The organism is Cypionkella sinensis, from assembly GCF_042646385.1.
GTDB lineage: Bacteria > Pseudomonadota > Alphaproteobacteria > Rhodobacterales > Rhodobacteraceae > Cypionkella > Cypionkella sinensis.
In genome coordinates this window covers 199,653-222,002 of the sequence record NZ_JBHRTO010000001.1, presented here as the reverse complement: position 1 = coordinate 222,002, position 22,350 = coordinate 199,653, and the positions used below count along the sequence as shown (strand labels likewise).

Annotated in this window: 18 protein-coding genes and 1 tRNA gene; 6 read left to right on the top strand and 13 right to left on the bottom strand. The window is 61.1% G+C overall.

Annotated features, from left to right (window positions below):
* Window positions 1-43 precede the first annotated feature (43 nt).
* The 3 genes from rnd to purM form a co-directional block, all read right to left on the bottom strand.
* On the bottom strand, window positions 44-1,201 hold the full coding sequence (gene rnd, locus ACFOGH_RS01110; protein ID WP_380071213.1) for a ribonuclease D: 1,158 nt from the start codon (window positions 1,199-1,201) through the stop codon (window positions 44-46).
* Between the two features lie 218 nt (window positions 1,202-1,419).
* Window positions 1,420-2,007 (bottom strand): phosphoribosylglycinamide formyltransferase, encoded by a 588-nt coding sequence (purN, locus tag ACFOGH_RS01105; RefSeq protein WP_380071212.1) that lies wholly within the window; start codon window positions 2,005-2,007, stop codon window positions 1,420-1,422.
* Window positions 2,004-3,065: a phosphoribosylformylglycinamidine cyclo-ligase gene (gene purM, locus ACFOGH_RS01100; RefSeq protein WP_380071211.1), complete on the bottom strand. Its 1,062-nt coding sequence runs from the start codon at window positions 3,063-3,065 to the stop codon at window positions 2,004-2,006. The genes purN and purM overlap by 4 nt, the downstream gene beginning before the upstream one ends.
* A gap of 132 nt (window positions 3,066-3,197) precedes the next feature.
* Between purM and ACFOGH_RS01095 the strand changes: the two genes are divergently transcribed.
* Window positions 3,198-3,270 (top strand) — tRNA-Ile (locus ACFOGH_RS01095).
* 8 nt (window positions 3,271-3,278) lie between these two features.
* On the opposite strand, the gene ACFOGH_RS01090 is transcribed toward ACFOGH_RS01095, so the two are convergent.
* The 10 genes from ACFOGH_RS01090 to ACFOGH_RS01045 all read right to left on the bottom strand — a co-directional run bounded on the left by ACFOGH_RS01090 (window position 3,279) and on the right by ACFOGH_RS01045 (window position 15,973).
* A complete protein-coding gene (locus tag ACFOGH_RS01090) occupies window positions 3,279-3,497 on the bottom strand; it encodes a hypothetical protein (protein ID WP_380071210.1) in 219 nt (72 codons plus the stop codon).
* A gap of 31 nt (window positions 3,498-3,528) precedes the next feature.
* The gene (gene rpoD, locus ACFOGH_RS01085) at window positions 3,529-5,523 is read right to left on the bottom strand and encodes an RNA polymerase sigma factor RpoD (RefSeq protein WP_380071209.1); all 1,995 of its coding nucleotides are present in this window, start codon (window positions 5,521-5,523) and stop codon (window positions 3,529-3,531) included.
* Between the two features lie 119 nt (window positions 5,524-5,642).
* Window positions 5,643-7,616, bottom strand: a complete 1,974-nt coding sequence (dnaG, locus tag ACFOGH_RS01080) for a DNA primase (RefSeq protein ID WP_380071208.1) — start codon at window positions 7,614-7,616, stop codon at window positions 5,643-5,645.
* Window positions 7,617-7,777: 161 nt separating this feature from the next.
* Window positions 7,778-8,926, bottom strand: a complete 1,149-nt coding sequence (locus ACFOGH_RS01075) for an amidohydrolase (RefSeq protein ID WP_380071207.1) — start codon at window positions 8,924-8,926, stop codon at window positions 7,778-7,780.
* Window positions 8,926-9,456: a sarcosine oxidase subunit gamma gene (locus tag ACFOGH_RS01070; protein ID WP_380071206.1), complete on the bottom strand. Its 531-nt coding sequence runs from the start codon at window positions 9,454-9,456 to the stop codon at window positions 8,926-8,928. The genes ACFOGH_RS01075 and ACFOGH_RS01070 overlap by 1 nt, the downstream gene beginning before the upstream one ends.
* A complete protein-coding gene (locus ACFOGH_RS01065) occupies window positions 9,449-12,370 on the bottom strand; it encodes a sarcosine oxidase subunit alpha family protein (RefSeq protein WP_380071205.1) in 2,922 nt (973 codons plus the stop codon). Before ACFOGH_RS01065 ends, ACFOGH_RS01070 begins: the two co-directional genes overlap by 8 nt.
* A 1-nt stretch (window position 12,371) precedes the next feature.
* Window positions 12,372-12,638, bottom strand: a complete 267-nt coding sequence (locus tag ACFOGH_RS01060) for a sarcosine oxidase subunit delta (protein ID WP_380071204.1) — start codon at window positions 12,636-12,638, stop codon at window positions 12,372-12,374.
* A gap of 12 nt (window positions 12,639-12,650) precedes the next feature.
* Window positions 12,651-13,901 carry a sarcosine oxidase subunit beta family protein gene (locus ACFOGH_RS01055; RefSeq protein ID WP_380071203.1) on the bottom strand — a complete coding sequence of 417 codons (1,251 nt, stop codon included), beginning with the start codon at window positions 13,899-13,901 and terminating at the stop codon, window positions 12,651-12,653.
* A 123-nt stretch (window positions 13,902-14,024) separates the two neighbouring features.
* Window positions 14,025-14,465, bottom strand: coding sequence for an EVE domain-containing protein (locus ACFOGH_RS01050; protein ID WP_380071202.1), 441 nt, complete (start codon window positions 14,463-14,465; stop codon window positions 14,025-14,027).
* Between the two features lie 74 nt (window positions 14,466-14,539).
* On the bottom strand, window positions 14,540-15,973 hold the full coding sequence (locus ACFOGH_RS01045; RefSeq protein ID WP_380071201.1) for a Glu/Leu/Phe/Val family dehydrogenase: 1,434 nt from the start codon (window positions 15,971-15,973) through the stop codon (window positions 14,540-14,542).
* A gap of 366 nt (window positions 15,974-16,339) precedes the next feature.
* Here ACFOGH_RS01045 and ACFOGH_RS01040 point away from each other — a divergent pair, with 366 nt between their 5' ends.
* The 5 genes from ACFOGH_RS01040 (at window position 16,340) to ACFOGH_RS01020 (ending at window position 22,137) form a co-directional block, all read left to right on the top strand.
* The gene (locus ACFOGH_RS01040; RefSeq protein ID WP_380071200.1) at window positions 16,340-17,965 is read left to right on the top strand and encodes a pilus assembly protein TadG-related protein; all 1,626 of its coding nucleotides are present in this window, start codon (window positions 16,340-16,342) and stop codon (window positions 17,963-17,965) included.
* Window positions 17,966-18,319: 354 nt separating this feature from the next.
* Window positions 18,320-20,002 carry a TadE/TadG family type IV pilus assembly protein gene (locus ACFOGH_RS01035; RefSeq protein WP_380071199.1) on the top strand — a complete coding sequence of 561 codons (1,683 nt, stop codon included), beginning with the start codon at window positions 18,320-18,322 and terminating at the stop codon, window positions 20,000-20,002.
* On the top strand, window positions 19,999-20,532 hold the full coding sequence (locus tag ACFOGH_RS01030) for a TadE/TadG family type IV pilus assembly protein (protein WP_380071198.1): 534 nt from the start codon (window positions 19,999-20,001) through the stop codon (window positions 20,530-20,532). The genes ACFOGH_RS01035 and ACFOGH_RS01030 overlap by 4 nt, the downstream gene beginning before the upstream one ends.
* Window positions 20,533-20,541: 9 nt before the next feature.
* On the top strand, window positions 20,542-21,102 hold the full coding sequence (locus tag ACFOGH_RS01025) for a TadE/TadG family type IV pilus assembly protein (protein ID WP_380071197.1): 561 nt from the start codon (window positions 20,542-20,544) through the stop codon (window positions 21,100-21,102).
* A gap of 123 nt (window positions 21,103-21,225) precedes the next feature.
* Entirely contained in the window at window positions 21,226-22,137 is a 912-nt protein-coding gene (locus tag ACFOGH_RS01020) for a pirin family protein (protein WP_380071196.1), read from the top strand.
* Window positions 22,138-22,350: the final 213 nt, after the last annotated feature.

Sequence of the window (22,350 nt, the reverse complement as noted above, 5' to 3'; positions counted from 1 at the left end):
CCTTGCGCCACAAGTCATTCCCAGCTGGGAATGCGCAAAACCGCTACAGCCGCACCACGCGCACGTCATTGCCCTTGGCCGACAGCGCAATCTCACCCCGGCAGAGCCGCATCGCATCATCACCAAACGCCTCGGCGCGCCAGCCCTTCAGCGTTTCCAGATTGCGCTCTCCCGCGGCAATCGCATCAAGGTCCGAAGCCGAGGCGATCAGCCGCGGGGCCACCCCCAGACTTTCCGATTTCGCCTTCAGCAACACCCGCAACAGATCAGCCAACGCCGGATTGACCTGCATCTGATCCTTCGACAGATCAGGCTTCGGCAAATCCTCCTGCCGCATCTCCATCCCCGCCTTGATCGCCGCCAGAATCCCCTCGGCAATCTCCGACTTGCGCCCCTCGCGCAAAAGCAACCGCGACCGCCCCAGTTCTTCGACATTGGTCGGCCGGGTCGAGGCCAGTTCGAGCAGAGCGTCGTCCTTCATCACCCGACTGCGCGGCACATTGTTGCCCTGCGCATATTCCTCACGAAACCGCGCCAATTCCTTGACCACCCCCAGAAACCGCCCCGAGGTGGTGCGCGTCTTCACCCGCAACCAAGCTTCATCGGGATGCACCGTATAGGTCGCCGGATCGGTCAGCACCGAAAGCTCTTCCTCAACCCAAGCCTGACGCCCGTTCTTGGCCAGTTGGCTCGCCAGAAATTCGTAAATCACCCGCAGATGCGTCACATCCGCCAAAGCATATTCGCTCTGCGCCGTGGTCAAAGGCCGGCGCGACCAATCGGTAAAGCGCGAGGTCTTGTCGAGGTTTTCCTTGGCGATCTTCTTCACCAAAGTCTCATACCCCACCTGCTCGCCAAAGCCGCAGACCATCGCGGCCACCTGCGTGTCGAACAGCGGCTTGGGGAACACTTTGCCCTCGACGAAAAAGATCTCCAGATCCTGCCGGGCCGCGTGAAACACCTTCACCGTCGCCTCGTGGCGGAACAGATCATACAAAGGCTCCAGCGACATCGCCTCGCCGACAATCGGGTCAACCAACACCGCATCGCCATCCTTACCCGGCAGCGCCATCTGGATCAGGCAGAGTTTCGACCAATAGGTCCGCTCACGCAGAAACTCGGTGTCGATGGTGACATAGGCCTTGGTCTTGGCAGCAGAACAGAAAGCGGCAAGGTCTTCGGTGGTGGTGATCGTGCGCATGGGCGTCTTTCGCAAAGGGCATACGGGGGCATCCCGCTTCTTCGCTATAGGCAGCAATGCGGCACAAGAAAAGCCCCGCCGCCTTCATCTTGGCCCAAATACTCCCGCCGGAGGCATCAACAGCACCATCAGGACCGGAATTGCAGAACCCCTCCGCCAGCGCCACCCGCACCAAAGCCTGCGAGCGGTGGCTCGATGCCACCCAAGCAGGCCCCCGCTTACAGGTCCAACCGGCTGCGATCCCCCTGCGCATACCGCCGCAGCACCGCCGGATACAACCGATGCTCTTGGCGTAACACCCGCTCGGCCAGCGCAGCCTCAGTATCCCCCGGCAAAACCGGCACGCGCGCCTGGCCCAAAATCGGCCCCGCATCGAGTTCCGCCGTCACCTCATGCACCGTGCAACCCGCCTCGGTATCCCCCGCAGCCAGTGCCCGCGCATGGGTGTGCAGCCCCGGATATTTCGGCAAAAGCGAGGGGTGGATGTTCAACATCCGCCCCTCAAACCGGCGCACGAATTCTGGCGTCAATACCCGCATGAACCCGGCCAGACACAGAATATCCGGCTCGGATGCCAAGATCGGGGCCAGCATGGCTGCCTCAAACGCCGCACGATCGCGCCCAAACGGGCGATGATCCACCGCCGCCACCGCCACACCCAGTTCCGCTGCGCGCTGCAATCCCGGCGCGGTCGGATCGTTCGAGCCGACAAACACCGCCCGCCCCGGATGATCGCCCACCATATCGCGCAAAAGGGCCAACATATTCGACCCGCCGCCCGAGATCAGGACGGCAACGCGCTTCACAGCAGGCGGCCTTGGTAGATCACGCCCTCGCCCGCCACCACGCGGCCCAGCGTCACCACCGTCTCACCCTCGGCGCGCAGCAGATCGGCCAAAGCCTCGGCCCGGTCCGCCGCAACCACGGCAATCATGCCGATGCCACAGTTGAAGGTTTTCAGCAGTTCCGGCTGGCTCATATTGGCCGTCGTCGCCAGCCAACGGAACACCGGCGGCAATTCCCAAGCCGACAGATCAATCGCGCAAGCCAGCCCTTCCGGGATCACCCGCGGCGGATTTTCCGTCAAACCGCCGCCAGTGATATGCGCCAGCGCATGCACGCCGCCCGCCCGCACCGCCGCCAGCGCCTGCTTCACATAAAGCCGCGTCGGTGCCAGCAAAGCCTCGCCCAAGCTGCCTTCCGAGAACGGCGAGGCCGCATCCCAGCCCAGACCCGAAAGCTCCACCACCTTGCGCACAAAGGAATAACCGTTGGAATGCACCCCGTTCGAGGCCAGCCCCAGCAGCACATCGCCCTCCACCACGCCGCTCGGCAAATCCGCGCCACGCTCCATCGCACCCACGGCAAAGCCCGCAAGGTCAAAATCGCCCTTGTGATACATCCCCGGCATCTCGGCCGTCTCACCGCCGATCAGCGCACAACCGCTGGCCTCACAGCCAGCCGCAATCCCGTTGATGATCCGGGTGGCTTCCTCGACATCCAGCTTGCCGGTGGCGAAATAATCCAGAAACAACAACGGCTCGGCACCTTGGCACACCAGATCGTTGACACACATCGCCACCAGATCGACGCCAATCGTATCGACATTGCCGGTATCAATCGCAATTCGCAGCTTGGTGCCAACGCCATCCGTCGCCGCCACCAGAATAGGGTCTTTGTAACCCGCCGCCTTCAGATCGAACAAAGCGCCGAACCCGCCCAGCCCCGACATCGTGCCCGGCCGCTGCGTGCGCTTGGCCGCAGGCTTGATCCGCTCCACCAGCGCATTGCCCGCATCAATATCCACGCCTGCATCGGCATAGGTCAGGCCGTTATGTCCGGTTGCATCTTCTCCGGTGGTCATGCGCAGATTCCCCAAGCTGAAAGGCGGTTTCCGCCCCCATAAGCCATCCCGCGCGCCCACGCAACGCGGGCTTGCGGATTTGTCACCACAGCGCTTGACCCCGCCCCCGCATCTGATAGGCAAAGCCTGTGTGGGACTGTAGCTCAATGGTTAGAGCCGGGCGCTCATAACGCCTTGGTTGGGGGTTCGAGTCCCTCCGGTCCTACGCGCGTCCTATCCTGCCAGACCCGTGCCAAGCGATGCGCCCAAGCCATAAGCCATCGCGGTCAGCCCCAGCGCAAACAACAGCCTTATCATCCACCCCAGCCGACCAATCAGCGGAATGAAGCGGCTGATCAGCGCCAGCATGGCGGCAAAGGGCAATATCAGCCAAGCCGGAGCCTGCATCGCCCCCGCCACCACAAGCGCGCATAGAAAAAGCGCGCCGATCATGGCGCGCTTTTCCTGATTTCAGGCAGCAATTTCACTGGTCGAGGAACGACCGCAGCTTGCGGGAGCGGCTCGGATGTTTCAGCTTCCGCAGCGCCTTCGCCTCGATCTGGCGGATACGTTCGCGGGTCACAGAAAACTGCTGACCGACTTCTTCCAGCGTGTGATCGGTGTTCATACCGATGCCGAAACGCATCCGCAGCACACGTTCCTCGCGCGGGGTCAGGCTGGCCAGAACGCGGGTGGTGGTCTCCTTCAGGTTTTCCTGAATGGCGCTGTCCAGCGGCAAGATCGCATTCTTATCCTCGATGAAATCGCCCAGTTGGCTGTCTTCCTCGTCACCAATCGGGGTTTCCAAGGAAATCGGTTCCTTGGCGATCTTCATCACCTTGCGAACCTTCTCCAGCGGCATTTGCAGCTTTTCGGCCAGTTCCTCGGGCGTCGGCTCGCGGCCGATCTCGTGCAGCATCTGCCGACCCGTGCGCACCAGCTTGTTGATCGTCTCGATCATATGCACCGGGATACGAATGGTGCGGGCTTGGTCAGCGATCGAACGGGTGATCGCCTGACGAATCCACCACGTCGCATAGGTGCTGAACTTATAGCCCCGGCGGTATTCGAACTTATCAACCGCCTTCATCAGGCCAATGTTGCCTTCCTGAATCAAATCAAGGAACTGCAAGCCGCGGTTGGTGTATTTCTTGGCAATCGAGATCACCAGACGCAGGTTGGCTTCGACCATTTCCTTCTTGGCCTGCCGGGCTTCTTTCTCGCCCTTCTGCACTTGGTTCACGATCCGGCGGAATTCCGAGATATCGACGCCGATATAAGTGCCGACCTGCGCCATTTCGGCCCGCAGATCTTCCACCTTGTCACGGCTTTTCTCGATCAGCGCCTGCCAGCCCCGGCCCGATTTGGCAGCCATCTTGTCCAGCCAGTTCGGGTCAAGCTCGTAGCCCTGATATTCGTCAATGAACTCGCGGCGGTTGATCCGCGCGGCATCCGCCAGCTTCACCATGCCCGAGTTGATCGCCATGATCTTGCGGTTGATGCCGTAAAGTTGGTCAATCAGCGCTTCGATCCGGTTGTTGTGCAGATGAAGTTCGTTCACCAATACCACGATTTCGCTGCGCAATTTCTGATAGGCAGTTTCCTCGGTCGCCGAGAACCGCGATTTCTCCGACAAGGTTGCCGACATCCGCAGGTCTTGCATTTCCGACAGCTTGGAATAATCCCGCGCGATCAGGTCGAGCGTTTCCAGCACCTTCGGCTTCAGCGCGGCTTCCATCGCTGCAAGCGACATCGAGTTGCCGTCGTCTTCCTCGTCATCATCGTCCGAACGCATCAGCGGATTGCCATCGGCATCCAACTCGGGCTCGTCCCCGCCAGCACGGCGCGGCGCGGCTTCCACCTCGACGCCTTCCAGATCGGCACCCACCATGCCCTCTTCGCCGTCCAACGACCGCCCGAAGGTGGCCTCAAGGTCGATCACATCGCGCAGCAGAATGTCTTCCGACAACAATTCGTCGCGCCAGATGATAATGGCCTGAAACGTCAGCGGGCTTTCACAAAGCCCGGCGATCATCGTGTTGCGACCGGCCTCGATGCGCTTGGCAATCGCGATCTCGCCTTCGCGCGACAGCAACTCGACGCTGCCCATCTCGCGCAGATACATCCGCACCGGGTCATCGGTGCGGTCCAGCGCCTCGGTCGTGGTGGTGACAACCGCCACATCCCGCGCGCCCGATCCGGTTTCCACCAGATCGCCGCCAACCACCGCCTCGCCTTCCTCGACATCCTCGTCTTCAATGACGTTGATGCCCATCTCGGACAGCATCGACATCACATCTTCGATCTGCTCGGACGACACCTGCTCGGGCGGCATCACGTTGTTGAGCTGTTCGTAGGTGATGTAGCCCCGCTCGCGCGCATCAGCGATCATCTTCTTGACGGCCGCCTGGCTCATATCAAGGGAAACATCCGCTTCATCGGCTTCGGGTTTGCCGTCGTCGGTGTCTTTCGAGGCCATGAGCATTCCTTGGTCAAAACGGGGTGGTCGGGTGGTATCAAGCGAATCAGAATCCGCCAAATCGAATCAATAGCGCGAATCACAGCAGGGGAAAGCCGAATCAGTCAGATTTCCCCGATCTAGCGCTTCGGGCCGTCCTTAGAGAACTGGATACTGTCCCACAAGCTGCGGGCACCCTCCAATTCGTCCTTATCCATCTGCACGCCATTGCTGGCCAGCACACCTTCGGCAGTCTTGCCCTGCGGGCCAGCCAGTGCCGAAAACCGTGCCACGTTGGCCTGGGCGATACGCCAGGTCAGGCCCTCATCGGCCAGACCCTCGATATCTTCCATCGCCTCGGCGATCTCGCGCCGCGCCCCACGGCTGGCTTCCAGATGGGCAAAGCCCTCGGCAATGCAGAACTCGGCAAGATCGTGGTCGGCGCGGTTCCTGACCGGCGGTGCGATCTGAACATGGGGGCGGGCCAGCAAAGCATCAAGGGCAGCGGGCGCTTGGGCTTGAATTTGTTCATAAAGCGCCGCCGCATCGGCATCAGGCCCGTTCAGCAACTGGAAACGCAGCGCCTCATGGCCCTCGCCGATCAACTCGATCCGCTCCAACACCGACTCAAAGCGCCGGATCAGCACCGGATGAAAGATCAGCGCCGCCAGAATAACCGCCTCGCGCAGCACTTCCTCCACCCGCTCGGGCGCTGTCGCCAGCAATGATCCCTTGGTCGATGGCATCGGCGTAACCGGGCCATCCTGCGCAAAGCGCGGATTGCGGCCACGGCCCATTCCCGGCTGAAATGGCTTGGCGGCACGCGAGCGCTGACCGAACAACTCCATCCGCAACTGCTTGATGTCTTCGCCATAATGCGCGCGGATCGACGGATCGACGATGCGCTTCAAATGCGCGCGCAGGCTTTTGTCCAACGCCGCCTTGCGCTCGGGGCTATCAAAGGTCTTGCCCTCGATCTCACGGTTCCACAGCAGCTTGACCATCGGCAGCGCGCCATCCAGCACCGCCTTCATCGTGCCAGCACCTTGGGCCTTGATCAAATCATCCGGGTCCATCCCCCCCGGCATCACCGCAAAGCGCAGGCCCTTGCCCGCCTCGAGCAGCGGCAGCGCCAGATCAATCACCCGCAGCGCCGCGCGAATGCCCGCCGTGTCGCCATCAAGCGCAATGATCGGCTCGTCCGAGATCCGCCACATCAGCCGCAACTGATCTTCTGTCACCGCCGTGCCCAACGGCGCGACCGAGGCTTTGAACCCGGCCTCTGCCAGCGCAATCACATCCATATAGCCTTCGGCCACCACCAAAGGCGCACCCTTGCCCGCCGCCTCGCGCGCAGGCGCATGGTTGAACAGGTTGCGGCCCTTGTCGAACAGTTCCGTCTCTGGCCCGTTCAGATATTTCGCCCGCGCGTTCGGGTCCATCGCCCGCCCGCCAAGGGAAATCGCGCGGCCACGCCCGTCGCGGATCGGGAAAATGATGCGGCCCCGGAAACGGTCATAAGGCGCGCCGCCGTCATCCGGTTTCGCACAAACGCCCGAGGCCACGATCAGATCATCCGCCACGCCCTTTTGCCGCAGCGCCAGATACAGCCCCTGCCGCGCATCCGGCGCAAAGCCGATCTCCCAGCGCTCCTGCGCCTCAACCGACAAACCGCGCTTGGCGAGATAGGCCCGCGCATCGCTTGCCGCCGAAGTGCGCAGTTGCAGGCGGAACCACTTCACCGCCTCCTCCATCACCTCGGCCAACTGACTGCGCCGATCCGCCACCTGCGCCGCACGCGGATCGCGCGCCGGCATCGGCATCCCGGCCTCGCGCGCCAAAACCTCCACCGCCTCCATGAAGCCCAGATTGTCGGTTTCCTTGATGAAGGTCAGCGCATCGCCTTTGGCATGGCAGCCAAAGCAATAGTAAAATCCCTTGCGGTCATCGACGTGGAAGCTGGCGGATTTTTCCTGATGGAACGGGCACGGCGCCCACATGTCGCCCTTGGCCTGATTGGATTTGCGCAAATCCCAAGTGACTTTCCTGCCCACGACCGAGGACAGCGAGACGCGATTGCGCAGTTCGTCAAGGAAACCGGGAGGCAGACTCATACCCCGTTATATCAGCACCCTCCCCCCCCAAGTCCAGAGCCACCCTGCGGCTTCATCTTGGCGAAAATACTCCCGCCGGAGGCTCCTGTGGCCAATGTCGGATGCCTCCGGCGGGAGTATTTTCGCCAAGATGAAGCAATTTTAGTCAAATTGTTGGCAATTCAGCCCAACAGATCGCGCAGCACCTGATGGAAAATCGCAATCCCCGGCGCCAGCAACGCATCGGGAAAATCATAGTCGGGGTTATGCAGGGCCGGATGCGTCTCTCCCGCGCCCAGAAACAGCATGGCCGACCGCGTGCCCGCCTGCCCGAACCGCCAAAAATCCTCCGAAGCCCGCATCGGCAAATCGCCCGCATCATGGGGCATCGCCAGCGCATCCAGCGCCTGGCTCAGCACAGCCACCGCCTCGACATCATTCACCGAGGCCGCGAAATCATCGTGATGCTCGAACCGGATGCCAAGGCCCTGCGCCGCGGCCTCGCCCTGCGCGAGATCCATCGCAGCATCCCGCAAGGCCGCCATCTGATCGTCGCGCATCGTGCGCAAGGTGGCCCATAGTTCCGCCTCGCCCGGAGCAATCCCGAATGCCGCCTCGCCCAGCCTTGCATGGGTGATCGTGACCAGCCGATAATCCGGCCCCAGCGCGCCACCCTGCCCCAGCCCCGCAATCGCCGGGATCAACCGCGCCAGCGCCAGCCCCGGCGACACCCCAGTTTCGGGCAAGGATGCATGCGCCGTCTTGCCGCTCAGGATGATTTTCAATCCCTGGGAAGCACAGTTCACCGCCCCCGCCTTCAGGCTGGAATGGCCCAGCGGCAGCCCCGGCATGTTATGGATCGCAAAGGCCCAATCCGGCCGCAGGTCCGCAAAACGCGGGTCCGCCACCACCGCAGCCGCGCCCGAGCCATCTTCCTCGGCGGGCTGAAACATCAACACCACACGCCCACGCGCCGGACGCGCCCTGGCGATCAACCGGCCAAGGCCCATAAGCAGCGTCATATGCCCGTCATGGCCACACAGATGCCCGCTGCCGGGGATGGTCGAGCGATACGCCGCCTGCGAAATCTCGGTGATCGGCAGCGCGTCCAACTCGGCGCGGAACATCACCGTTGGGCCATCCGCCGCGCCATTGAACACCGCCGCCACGCCATGCCCGCCCAAACCCGTCTCCACCTGATCGGGGTTCAGCCCCGCCAAAGCCTGTACCACCCGCCCCGCTGTCGCCGCCTCGTGCCGCGAGACTTCGGGGAAGCGGTGCAGCTCGTGCCGGAACGCTGTCAGGTCGGCCAGATCACCCGCGCCCAGCATCAGGCTGCGCGCGCCGCGAGGGTTTTCAGCGCCACTTCGATCTCATGCCAAGCTGTGCGCGCCATGGAGCGGAACAGCATGAGCCGGAAGCTATCCGCGCCCAGCCGGATCAGCACCATCGACATATGATACAGCGGCGTGCGCGCCGCCTGCCCGACTGGGAAGGCGCTTAGCCGCAAATCCATCGGCACATAACGCGCCAAGGCAGCCACCGCCAAAGGCCCCTGCAACGACAGGCTAACCCAGCCCCCCGATTGATCGGTCACAGCCGCCAAGCCCGACAGATCGGGACAATCCGCGCCAATCAGAAACGCCTGCTCGCGCCCCGACCAGACGATCATCGCGTCGCCATGCTCGGCAAAGCTGTTCACCGCCGGAAACTCAAAGCCCAAGGCTGCGCTGACGGCCCCGGTCTGCCCCGGATAGGGCGCGATCGAGGTGACAGTGCCGGGATTGACCTCGGCCAGAGTGGTGCCAGCCACCACCAGTTTCTTCCCCGCGAGGGCGGTTTTTGCGATCAATTCAGGCACGCAACTTCTCCCCATCCTTGTCGTGGAACACCGGATCACAGACCTCGGCCAGCACGTCGATGCCGCGCAGACGGTCCACCACCCGCACCGTCTCGCCATGCCGCGCACGGCCATTCACCAGAAAGCCCAGCGCCAGATCGCGGTCAAACAGCGGCGAATAGCCGACCGAGGTCAGATAGCCCTGGCTGTTCACCCGTGTCAGATCCGCCCCTGGCACGAATAGATGCGCGCCCGAGGTGATCTTTTCGGCGGCCAGCGGCTTCAGCCCCACCATCTGCTCACGCTCTGACCCCAGCAGACCGGGGCGTGTGGCTGCCAGCTTGCCGATGCAGTCTTTCTTGGCCGAGATCATCTTCTGCGCGCCGATATCAAACGCCGTCACTCGGCCATGAATCTCGGCATGGGTGATCAGGCCCTTCTCAATCCGCAGAACGTTCAGCGCTTCCATCCCGTAAGGCCCGCCGCCCATGGTTTCGGCCCGCGCCACCAGATCACGGAACAAAGCCTCGCCATAGCGCGTCGGCACCGCGATCTCATAACCTTCCTCGCCCGAGAAACTGATGCGGAACAGCCGCGCCGAGACACCCCCGACCGAGACATTGCCCGCTGCCATGAACGGAAAATCGCCTAGCGGCTGATCGAGATAACCGTTCAGCAGCGCGCGCGCCTTTGGCCCGGCCACCGCAAACTGCGCCCAGCTTTCGGTGACAGAGATAAACCGCACATCCCAATCGGCACATTCGCTTTGATGCACGAAATCCAGATGCCGCATCACCAGACCCGCCGCCGCCGTGGTGGTGGTCATCAGATAGTGGTTTTCACCCAAACGCGCCGTGGTGCCATCGTCCAGCACATAGCCATCCGCCCGCAGCATCAGGCCATAGCGCACCCGACCCACCGCCAAGGTGCTGAACATGCTGGTATATACCAGATCAAGGAAACGCGCTGCATCCTTGCCCTGAATGTCGATCTTACCCAAAGTCGAGACATCGCAAACGCCGACTGCGCCGCGCACATAGCCGATTTCGCGGTTACACGACTCGAGCCACGTCGTCTCACCCGGTTTCGGGAAATAGCTGGGCCGATACCACAGCCCCGCCTCGATCATCGGCGCGCCACGGTCGCGGCTGGCTTGATCCGAGGTCAAAAACCGTTGCGGCGCAAAACCCGCGCCACGCCCGCCTGCCCCCATCGCGGCGATAGAGGTGGGAATGAACGGCGGGCGGAATGTCGTGGTGCCCGTCTCAGGAATCCCCCGCCCGGTGGTATCGGCCAGCACCGCCAAAGCCCCGACGTTCGAGTTCTTGCCCTGATCCGGCGCCATGCCTTGCGTGGTGTAACGCTTCATATGCTCGACGGATTTATAGCCCTCTTGTGCGGCCAGCTTCACGTCTTTGGTGGTGACGTCATTGGCAAAATCCAGCCATGCCCGGCCCTTGCCCGCCACCTGCCACAGGGGTGCGATGACGTAAGGCAGACCTTCGGCCTTAGGCAAAGCCGCATCCGCCGCCGCCATGTTCAGTGCGCGCAAGGCGGCCTGAGCGGCGGCTTGGCCCTCGCTCAGGCAGCCAAGCGTGTCAAACACGCCATTGCACGCCCCCGCCGCCGTCAGATTCGGCACCGCATCGGCCAAGGGCACAAACGCCGCCAATGACGCTTCCCACCGGGGCCGCCCGTTCAGATGGCAGGTGATGTGCAGCGTCGGGTTCCAGCCGCCCGACACCGCCAGCAGATCGGTTTCCAGCGCGAATTCGCCGCCGACATGACTGCCTGAGATCATCCGCAGGCCGTGGCGGCCCTTGGTATCGGTCACTTGCGCGCCCAGATACACCGGGCAATCTTCCACCGCACTGGCATCGGTCCGGCTGTCCAAAATCGCCGCCACCGTCACGCCCGCCGCGATCAACTGCCGCGCCACGTTGCGCGCGCCGTCGTTGTTGGCAAAAACCGTCACGCGCTTGCCCGGCACCACGCCGAACTTGTGAAGGTAAGTCTGCACGGCACTCGCCAGCATGATCCCCGGACGGTCGTTCATCGGGAAGGCGATCGAGCGTTCCAGCGCCCCCGCCGCCAGCACGGTTTTCGCCGCCGTAATCCGCCAGAAACACTCACGCGGCAGATCCGGGCGCGGGCCCTTGTGCAGGCCCACCCGCTCTAGCGCCGAGAATTGCCCGCCATCATAGGCCCCCGTCACCGTGGTGCGCGGCATGATCCGCACATTCGGCAGCGCCTTCAATTCCGCCTCGACCGCGGCCAGCCATTCGGCGGCAGGCTTGCCATCAAGCATCAGATCATCGGACAGCAAGCGACCGCCCAACAGGCGATCTTCCTCGCACAGGATCACATCCGCCCCGGCCCGGCCCGCCTCCAAAGCCGCCATCAGACCGGTCGGCCCCGCACCGATCACCAGCAGATCGCAGAAGGCAAAGGCCTTCTCATAATGGCCTTCGTCATGCTTGCCCGACAGGCTGCCAAGGCCCGCAGCACGGCGGATGATCGGCTCGTAAATCGCCTCCCAGAATGCGCGCGGCCACATGAAGGTCTTGTAGTAGAACCCCGCCGACAGGAAGGGCGCTGCCAGATCGTTCACCGCCATCAAATCAAAGCGCAACGACGGCCAGCGATTCTGGCTGCGGGTGTTCAGCCCCTCGAAAATCTCTTGCACGGTGGCGCGGACGTTCGGGGTCTGATTGCTGGCCCCGATCACCTCGATCATCGCATTGGGTTCTTCCGACCCAGCCGTCAGCACCCCGCGCGGGCGGTGATATTTGAAACTGCGGCCCACCAGACGCACGCCATTCGCGAGCAGCGCCGAAGCCACGGTATCACCCTTGAAGCCCTGATAGGTCTTGCCGTCAAACTTGAAATTCACCGGCTTGGTGCGATCCACCAGCCCTTTGCCTGCAATCCGCATTTCAGGCTTCCTTCTTCTTGGCAACCAGTTCCGATCCCAGAACTTCATGCGTGACCGTGTTCCGCGTGACCACCATCCAGGCCCCGCACCCGGCCTCGTGATACCAGACATCCCGCGTCACCCCCGCCGGATTGTCACGCAGGAACAAATGGTTATCCAGATCATCAATGCTGCCTTGATCGCTGGGCCGCTTCAGATAATCCTCCGAGCCATAGTAATAAAACTCACGCCGATCACGGCTGCCGCACAGGGGGCAAGGTATACGCATGTCTTTACTCCCTCAATGCAGGTTATGTTGGCTGCCGGTGCCTTCTTCGTCCATCACATGCCCGGTGCGGAAGCGGTCAAGGCGGAAGCGTTTGGCGACCTCATGGCTTTCGCCAGTGGCCATCAGATGCGCCATGCACCAGCCACTCGCCGGGGCCGCCTTGAAGCCGCCGTAGTTCCAGCCGGCATCAACGAACAGCCCCTCGATATGGGTCTTGTCGATGATCGGGCTGCCATCGACCGACATATCCATGATCCCGCCCCAAGACCGCAACACCTTGGCCCGCCCGATCATCGGCATAAGCGTCATCGCGGCTTCCATCACATGCTCGACCATCGGCAGGTTGCCGCGCGCCGCGTAGCTTGCATAGAAATCGAGATCCCCGCCGAACACCAAGCCGCCCTTGTCGGACTGGCTGATATAAAAATGCCCCATCCCGAACGAGATGATACTGTCGATCACCGGCTTCAGCCCTTCGGTCACGAAAGCCTGCAACACATGGCTTTCAATCGGCAACCGCATCCCCGCCATTGCCGCCACCTGCGATGAACGCCCCGCCACCACCATGCCGACCTTCTTGGCGCGGATCGCACCGCGCGTGGTCTGCACGCCTTTGACGACGCCGTTTTCAATATCAATCCCAGTGACTTCGCAGTTCTGGATCAGATCAACGCCGCGTGCATCCGCCCCGCGCGCATAGCCCCAAGCCACCGCATCATGCCGCGCCGTGCCGCCGCGTTTGTGCATCAACCCGCCATAGATCGGAAAGCGGGTCTGCGCATAATCCAGATAGGGCGCGAATTCCTTGACCTGATCCAGCGTCCAAAGTTCCGCATCATCGCCCTGATTGATCATCGCATTGCCACGCCGCGCCAGCGTGTCGCGCTGGCCGTCGGAATGCGCCAAGATCAACTGGCCGCGCTGGCTGTGCATGACGTTATAGTTCAGCTCTGCCTCAAGCCCTTCCCACAGCTTCAGCGAATGGCTGTAAAACTCGCTGTTCCCCGGCATGTAGTAATTCGCCCGCACAATCGTGGTGTTGCGCCCGATATTGCCAGAGCCGAGATAACCCTTCTCCAGCACCGCGATATTGGTCATCCCATGGTTTTTCGCCAGATAATAGGCCGTCGAAAGCCCATGCCCGCCACCGCCGATGATGATCGCATCATATTCCGCCTTGGGGGCCGGATCGCGCCACGCGGGCTTCCAGCCCTTGTTGCCGAACAGGCCCTCGGTGATCACCTTCAACCCGGAATAGCGCATGGGTGGCTCCTTCACTGCATGCGGGCCAGTGAACCCGCTTTGCAGGCGTTATTCAACAGCCCGAGGGGCAAAACTGTGCCATCCACGACAAAATGCGTCGCGGACTGCGCGAGAAAGCGCCACTCAGCCCGCCAAAGCCGCCAGTTCTGCCGCACAGCCCATCGCCTGCGCAATCACCGCCATATCGGCATCCGCAATCGCCACCAACCCAAAGCGAAACGCATAGCCCCAGTTGGCGCGGCCTGCAGTAAACTCCAGCCGATCCAGCAGCGGTGCAATCGGGGCCGGATGGGCATCGAACCACACCACATCGCGGCGGTAAGGCGTGAAATCGCCCGCCATCACGCCGATATAAGGCTCTCCAAGCCGCACCCGCCCCATCGCGGTAAAGGCCTGCAACGGGCTGCGGGTGCCGTAGACCTCGACCGGGGAATAATAGGCCACCACATCGCCCGGCCTGATCCGCCGCAGCGGTGCCGCCTTGCCATGGTTGACCTGCATGAAGCCTTCGGCCCTGCCCCGCGCCACATGATTGGCCGCAGCCACCCCGATCCAACTTGCCATTCCCGCCTCCTACCTGTGTGAGGTCAGAATAATCCGCCGCCGCTGACAAAAACTGTCAGCAGCGGCGCGGCCGATCAAAGCCCCTTCGACTTGTAGGTCGCAGCAATCCGGCTGATCGAGACGATATAGGCCGCCACGCGCAGATCGCCCACTTCAGGCCGCCCATGCCAGATTTCGCGCATCGCCTGATAGGCCGTGCGCATGGTGTCATCCAAGCCTGAGCGCACCAGCGCCAATTCGTCCGAGCCTTGCAGGAATTTCTTCTTGAAATCCGGCGTCAACTGCCAGCCCAGATGCTGGTCGTTCGACAGGCGCTCCAACTCTTCGACCAACAGACGCGAGCGGGCTTCCTCGGCACGGCGCTGCATCCGGCCAAAGCGGATGTGCGACAGGTTCTTCACCCATTCGAAGTACGACACCGTCACACCACCGGCGTTGGCGTACATGTCGGGGATGATGACGCAGCCCTTGCCGCGCAGGATTTCATCCGCGCCGTAGGTGATCGGGCCGTTCGCCGCCTCGATGATCAACGGTGCCTGAATCCGCGCAGCATTGCCAAGGTTGATCACCCCCTCCAACGCCGCCGGGATCAGGATATCGCAGGCCATTTCAAGCACCTTAGCGCCGTCAACCACATGCTTGGCCTTCGGATATGCCGCCAACAGGCCGTCATTGCGGTTCATCCATTGCCGCACATCTTCCACGTCCAAGCCGTCTTCGTTGATCAGCGCACCATCGCGTTCAATGATCGCAATCACCTTCGCGCCATCTTCCTCCGACAGGAACTTGGCAGCGTGATAGCCCACATTGCCGAGGCCCTGCACCACCACGCGCTTGCCGTCGAGATCGCCCGACAGCCCCGCCATCGCCGCATCCTCCGGGTTGCGGAAGAATTCGCGCAGAGCATATTGCACGCCACGGCCCGTAGCCTCGACCCGGCCCTGAATACCGCCCGCATGTGGCGGCTTGCCGGTCACACAGGCCTTGGCGTTGATGTCGGTGGTGTTCATCCGCGCGTATTGGTCGGCGATCCACGCCATTTCACGCTCGCCGGTGCCCATATCCGGGGCGGGCACGTTTTGCGCCGGGTTGATCAGATCGCGCTTGATCAGCTCATAGGCGAAACGGCGGGTGATCTGCTCCAGCTCGTGTTCATCCCATTGGCGCGGGTCGATGCAGAGCCCGCCCTTCGAGCCGCCAAACGGCGTCTCCACCAGCGCGCATTTATAGGTCATCAGCGCCGCAAGCGCCTCAACCTCGTCCTGATTGACGCCCAGCGAATAGCGGATACCGCCCTTGACCGGCTCCATATGTTCGGAATGCACCGAGCGATAGCCGGTAAACGTCTCAATCTTGCCCCGCAGGCGTACGCCAAAGCGCACCGTATAGGTCGAATTACAGACCCGGATCTTTTCCTGAAGACCTGGGCCAAGGTCCATCAAAGCGGTCGCCCGCCGAAACATCATATCTACGGATTCGCGAAAACTCGGCTCGCCTGCAACGCTCATGCTCATTCCTCCCTGAAGGCCGTCTCTCAACCCGGCGGGCGTCTGTGACGCCTGCCCAACACCTACCGCCATTTGCTTAATAAACCAGCAAACATTGAAGACAGATTTTAACCGCTTTTGACCAAAAGTGATTCGGAATCTTCCAATTTGGGCGATACTGCGGCGCATTCCGCGATCTTTTTGACAGCTTACTGTCGCGCCATTTGAGACAGTGATTTTGCCCGCCCACCAGTGTTTCCACCTACCCCCACAATGCCCCCGACTTGCCAAGGTTGCCACAATTTTGCCATAACTTCTGGGCAGCAAAGTGGCCAAAGGATGTGTTTGCGGGGGCAGCATCCGGTGTGGCTTGTAAAGGAATAGACCGTGATTTTTGCCCCCTCCGCCCGTGCGCTGATGCGCAATCTGGTTAATCGCAGCCAGCAATTTCACCGCGACGAAGACGGCGCGCTGATCATTTTCGCCCTCGTGCTGTTCTTGCTGATGGCAATGATGGGCGGCTTTGCGGTTGATCTGATGCGCTACGAAGGCTCGCGCACCGCCCTGCAAAACACGCTGGACCGCTGCACGCTGATGGCCGCAAGCCTGGATCAGCGCCTTGATCCGCAATCTGTGGTGACAGATTGCGTCGAGAAAGCCGGGTTCGGAGAGGATCTTGAGGGCGTCAGCGTGGTGCAATCGCTGAACTCGCGCAACGTCGTGACCAAGGGCCGCGTCGATACCAAACCGTTCTTCATGCACATGATCGGCATCAACAAGTTTGACGCCCTTGGCACCTCTGGCGCAGAACAAGCCATCACCAACGTGGAAATCGCCTTGGTGCTCGACGTGTCCGGCTCGATGAGCGGCGCAAAGATCGCCAACCTGAAAATCGCCGCGACGGAATTTGTCGACAACATGCTGGCGAATGACCCGAACCACCGCATCTCGATCAGCATTGTGCCTTACAATGCCCAAGTGAACCTTGGCTCGGTGCTGCGCGCGAAATATCAGGCGGTCAACCTGCACGGCGTGGCCGATGTGAATTGCCTTGAATTGCCGCCATCGGTGTTCAACGCCCCCGGCATCCCGCGCAATGTCGATCTGCCGATGATGGCCTATGCCGACCACTACTACGGCACCAGCCTGACCAATGCTGCGGTATCGCCCACCGGGTCGAATGCGCTGCCTGTTTACAATGCCGCCTACTGCACCAAACAGCCTTCGAACATCGTGCGCTTGCCCAGCCAGAACGCCACCACGCTGAAATCGCAGATCAACGGTCTGGTTGCAGGTGGCAACACCTCGATCACGCTGGGGATGAAATGGGGCCTGGCGCTGCTCGATCCTTCGGCACGCAACATGTATAACGAGTTGATCGGGGCCAATCAGATGGGCACCAACCTGTCAGGCCGCCCGTTCGAATACACCGACCCCGATTCGATCAAAGTGGTCGTGCTGATGACGGATGGCGAGCATGTCGCCCACAACCGCGTCACCAATCCCTACAAGACCGGGCCTTCGCCGATCTACAAAAGCGCAGGCGGCGATTATTCGGTGTATCAGCCATCGCACGCTGGCAACAAATACTGGGTGCCGCATCTGGGGAACTGGTCAGCGACCCCCTACAATGGCGGGGTCCAGCAAAACTGGGAGACCGTCTGGACCAATCTGAAGGTCAGCTATGTCGCCTGGCAGTTCTATGCCCGCGCTTTGGGCAGCACCAACAGCCAGCGCAACACGATCTACACCAACCAGATGAATGACATGGTGCAGATCTATGACTCGGTCAGCGGCATGGACGCCTCGCTGCAACAAAGCTGCGGTCTGGCCAAGCAGAACAAGGTGCTGGTCTATGGCATCGCGTTTGAAGCCCCCGCCAATGGCCAGACGCAGATTTCCCGCTGCGCCACCTCGCCTGCGCACTACTTTGATGCACAGAACGGGGCCGAAATTCAGGCCGCTTTCCGCACCATCGCCTCGAACCTGACCCAGTTGAAACTGACGCAATAAGCCTCGCCCCCCCGGTGAAAACCGGGGGCATCGTTACCCTGCATCGGTCAACTCCCATGCCCATGCCAGCACCGAAATCTGATTCGTCATATCCCCGGCAAGGCCACCTTCCGCGACCCTCCCCCTCAGGTATTTTCCGCGTTTCTACCTGTGATTGCGCGGGTTTTGGCAACAATCGGGCGATAGGCCCGCATTTGTCACCGCAAACAGCCCTTTCGCCACATACCGCCCACAATCTGAAACACCAAAGCCATAGTTTTGCCCAAGCCCAAGCGCCTTATGCCGCTTCAAGGTGTGTTTCTATGCCTCGTCGCCGTGTGCGCCGCACATGCCGCCACGAGCAGGAGTTAGGGTATGTCCATGTTCTCGCTGAACGATGGGTTTCAACACGATGGCAGATCACAACCGCGCTTTGCGGCGCTGCATCGTTTACGCAAAAGCCAGGACGGGTCGCTGACCATTCTGGCCCTTACGCTGTTTTTGCTGATGGTGATGATGGGAGGCCTCGCGGTTGACCTGATGCGCTACGAACAAACCCGCACCACCCTGCAAAACACGCTGGACCGCGCCACGCTGGCCTCGGCAGCCCTGACACAAACCCTGAACCCCAAAAGCGTGGTGGCCGACTATTTCACCAAGGCCGGGATGGACAAATACCTCAAGGGCGTCACCGTGTCCGAGGGCATGAACTTCCGCAATGTGACCGCCGACGCAGCCGCGGCGACCGAGCCTTACTTCCTGCATCTGATCGGTCAGCAAGACATGGATGCCAAAGGCCATTCGATGGCCGAACAGCGCGTTACCAATGTGGAAATCATGCTGGTGTTGGACGTGTCGGGTTCGATGGCGTCGAACAGCAAACTGGCCAACCTGAAAACCGCCGCGAATGAATTTGTCGATACCGTGCTGTCCAGCGATGCCGAACATAAGATTTCAATCGGCATCGTGCCCTTCAATGGGCAGGTCAACATCGGCCCGGATCTGCGCGCGAAATACACCGCGCTGACGGATGATCCCGCCGTCTCCAACGTGCAATGCGTCGACATGCCAAGTTCGGTTTACAATTCGACTGCGCTGCCAACCAGCACCTCGATGTCGATGACAGCACATGCCGACACCTATTCGGGCACCAACCAAACAACGTCCTGGGTGTCCTACACCGACACAAACTATGCCATCGGCTATAATGCGACCTACAACTCTGGCAACGTCTGGTGTCCGCCGATCGGGGGCAACATCATCCGTTTGCCATCCGAGTCGATCTCCACGCTGCAAAGCCAGATCAATGGCTTGGTTGCTGTTGGTGCGACCTCGATCAACGCGGGTCTGAAATGGGGGCTGGCCCTGATGGATCCTTCTGCGCAGCAAATGTATGCGCAATTGATCGGTGCAAACAAAATGTCCGCTGATCTTGCAGGCCGTCCTTTCAGCTTCACAGACCCCGAGGCCATGAAGGTGATCGTGCTGATGACCGACGGCGAACATTTTGCCGAAGAGCGGGTGAATTCGGATTACAAAAGCGGGCCGTCCGATCTCTACAAGAGCAACAATGACGGCAACTATTCGGTCTATCTGCCGACAGCCAGCAACAGCAACAAGTATTGGGTGCCGCATCTGAGCAAGTTCCAGGCCACACCTTGGACGAACTCGTCCAACAACGGCACCTACACCCGGCAAACCTGGCCGCAGGTCTGGAGCGCGATGCGCCTCAGCTATGTTGCATGGCAGTTTTACGCGCGCGGTCTGGGCAGCACGTCTTCGGCACGCAACACCGAATATACCAACCGCATGGCCGCCTTCCGCAGCCAGACCGCAACCACCTCGATGGACAGCCAGTTGCAGCAAATTTGTGCGCTGGCCAAGGGACAGGGCGTGATCGTTTACGGCATCGCGTTTGAAGCCCCCACCAACGGTCAGACCCAGATCCGCAACTGCTCGACCTCGGCTGCGCATTACTTCAACGCCGCGGGCCTGCAGATCCGCACGGCCTTCCGCGCCATCGCCAGCAATATCAGCCAGTTGAGGTTGACCCAATGATCCGCCCGTTCAAACGCCTGCTGCGCGCGTTCCGGCGCGAAGACGGCACCGCCGCGATGGAGTTTGTCCTCGCGGTGCCGCTCTTGATCATGATCTTTATGGCGTCTTTCGAAAGCGGCTTGTTGATGATCCGCTCGATCATGCTGGAACAATCGGTCGACATGACAATGCGCGAATTGCGCTTGGGCCACTACACCCTGCCCGATGCCGCGCTGTTGAAGAGGGAAATCTGCAAACGCACGGTGATCTTCAAAGACTGTGAGACCAACATCACCATCGAGATGACCCGCATCAGCACCTCAACCTGGTCGCTGCCGACAACGGGCGTCGCCTGTATCGACCGTTCTGAAGACATTCAGCCCGTCACATCGCTGCAAATCGGCCAACAGAATGACATCATGCTGGTGCGTGTCTGTGTCGTGCAGGATGCGCTGTTCCCCACCACGGGGATCGGCCTTGGCCTGCCGAAAGACGGCGAGGGTGGCTACGGCGTGATTGCGACTTCGGCCTTTGTGACCGAACCGAGTTAAGGACACATGATGAAATCGCTTCGCAATCTGTTCCGCCATTTTGGCCGTGACGAAAGCGGTGTGCTGATGGCCGAGGCCGTCATCGTGCTGCCGGTCATGCTCTGGGCTTATCTGGCGCTGTTCGTCTATTGGGATGCCTTCCGCTCGGTCAACACCGCGCAAAAGGCCGCCTACACCATTTCCGACATGATCTCGCGTGAGATGGTGACGCTGCCCACCAACTATGTCACCGGCATGCGCGATCTGATGCGCTATCTGATTGACGGCGATCAGACGGTGAAAATTCGCGTAACCTCTGTCACCTGGTCAAATGCCAATGCCCGGTTCGAGGTGGATTGGTCGCGCTCGCCCGACAGTGCCATGCCGCAACTGACCACGGGAACCATTGCCAACTACGCCTATCGCATCCCCGCAATGGCCGATGGCGACCGCGTGATCATCGTGGAAACCGAAGTCAGCTATCATCCGGCCTTTGACGTCGGCATGAACGACGAGGTGCTCAAGCAATTCGTGGTGACGCGCCCGCGCTTCATTCCGAAACTGTGCATGACGGGTGTCACCTGCTCCTGATCGCAAACTGCGATCAGGGTAGCGCGACTGCGCAAAATCGCACAGCAGACCTGTGCATTCAAGTCTTGCTGCATATCTGCACAAGACCTACCTTTGCTCCAACGCAATCAAAGGAGCAAGTTGATGTCCCTCCGCCCCGTTCTCAGCCAATCCACCGCCCAGCCCCATATCGAAGGTGCCGGCGTGCATCTGCACCGCGCTTTCGGCTTTGGCGATCCGACCCAGTTCGACCCGTTCCTGCTGTTCGATGATTTCCGTGGCGAGTCGCCGCGCGATTACATGGCAGGCTTCCCTTGGCACCCGCACCGCGGGATCGAGACGATCACCTATGTTCTGTCCGGCTCGGTGGAACATGGCGACAGCCTTGGCAACCGTGGCACCCTGAAAGGCGGCGATGTGCAATGGATGACCGCAGGCTCGGGCATCCTGCATCAGGAAATGCCGAAAGGAAACGCCAAGGGCCAGATGCACGGCTTTCAACTTTGGGCCAACCTGCCGTCGCATCTGAAAATGACCGCGCCGCGCTATCAGGATGTCAAATCCAACGACATCCCTGAAATCATGGATGACGATGGCAGCATCGTGAAGGTGATCGTTGGCAGCTTCTGGGGCAAGACCGGCCCGGTCGATGGCATCGCCGCCGATCCGCAATATCTCGATGTCTTTGTGCCACCGGAAAAGAAAAAGACTTTCAAAATCGACACCCGCCGCCATGCCTTCGCCTATGTCTTTGAAGGCGCTGGCAAGTTCGCCGACAGCGCCCGCCCGCGCGGCGTGCTGTTGGAAAAGGAATACAAGGGTGAAGAGTTGAACATCCGCGATCTGTCGGGCAACCGCACGCTGATCGAATTCGGCAAAGGCGATGAGATCACCGTGCAGGCCGGGCCAAATGGCATCCGCTTTCTGCTGGTCTCGGGCGCACCGATACAAGAACCAGTGGCATGGCATGGCCCGATCGTGATGAACACCAAGGCCGAATTGCAGCAGGCCATGACCGAACTGCGCAACGGCACCTTCATCAAGCCTGCGCATTAACCACCGAAAGAACGCCGCCCCGGACATGATCCGGGGCAGCAGCTTACGCCAAGAAATCGCTACATGTATGGCCAAGCGCGTCGACGGGCCAAACTGCCGTCCCGCAGGCCTTTGCAGACCACAAGCACAATATGTTGTGGTTTTCACCCCAAAACTGGCGCAAATACACAAGTCATTCCCAGATGGGAATGACCTTTCGCGCCGCGCCTTGCC

Bases quoted from the DNA above. Each gene is read 5' to 3' on its own strand.
- ACFOGH_RS01060 (WP_380071204.1), bottom strand. From the start codon at position 12,638: ATGCGTATACCTTGCCCCCTGTGCGGCAGCCGTGATCGGCGTGAGTTT.
- ACFOGH_RS01055 (WP_380071203.1), bottom strand. From the start codon at position 13,901: ATGCGCTATTCCGGGTTGAAGGTGATCACCGAGGGCCTGTTCGGCAAC.
- ACFOGH_RS01045 (WP_380071201.1), bottom strand. From the start codon at position 15,973: ATGAGCGTTGCAGGCGAGCCGAGTTTTCGCGAATCCGTAGATATGATG.
- rpoD (WP_380071209.1), bottom strand. From the start codon at position 5,523: ATGGCCTCGAAAGACACCGACGACGGCAAACCCGAAGCCGATGAAGCG.
- ACFOGH_RS01065 (WP_380071205.1), bottom strand. From the start codon at position 12,370: ATGCGGATTGCAGGCAAAGGGCTGGTGGATCGCACCAAGCCGGTGAAT.
- dnaG (WP_380071208.1), bottom strand. From the start codon at position 7,616: ATGAGTCTGCCTCCCGGTTTCCTTGACGAACTGCGCAATCGCGTCTCG.
- ACFOGH_RS01030 (WP_380071198.1), top strand. From the start codon at position 19,999: ATGATCCGCCCGTTCAAACGCCTGCTGCGCGCGTTCCGGCGCGAAGAC.
- ACFOGH_RS01020 (WP_380071196.1), top strand. From the start codon at position 21,226: ATGTCCCTCCGCCCCGTTCTCAGCCAATCCACCGCCCAGCCCCATATC.
- ACFOGH_RS01075 (WP_380071207.1), bottom strand. From the start codon at position 8,926: ATGCTGGGCGCGGGTGATCTGGCCGACCTGACAGCGTTCCGGCACGAG.
- purM (WP_380071211.1), bottom strand. From the start codon at position 3,065: ATGACCACCGGAGAAGATGCAACCGGACATAACGGCCTGACCTATGCC.
- ACFOGH_RS01050 (WP_380071202.1), bottom strand. From the start codon at position 14,465: ATGGCAAGTTGGATCGGGGTGGCTGCGGCCAATCATGTGGCGCGGGGC.
- ACFOGH_RS01035 (WP_380071199.1), top strand. From the start codon at position 18,320: ATGTCCATGTTCTCGCTGAACGATGGGTTTCAACACGATGGCAGATCA.
- ACFOGH_RS01025 (WP_380071197.1), top strand. From the start codon at position 20,542: ATGAAATCGCTTCGCAATCTGTTCCGCCATTTTGGCCGTGACGAAAGC.
- ACFOGH_RS01090 (WP_380071210.1), bottom strand. From the start codon at position 3,497: ATGATCGGCGCGCTTTTTCTATGCGCGCTTGTGGTGGCGGGGGCGATG.
- rnd (WP_380071213.1), bottom strand. From the start codon at position 1,201: ATGCGCACGATCACCACCACCGAAGACCTTGCCGCTTTCTGTTCTGCT.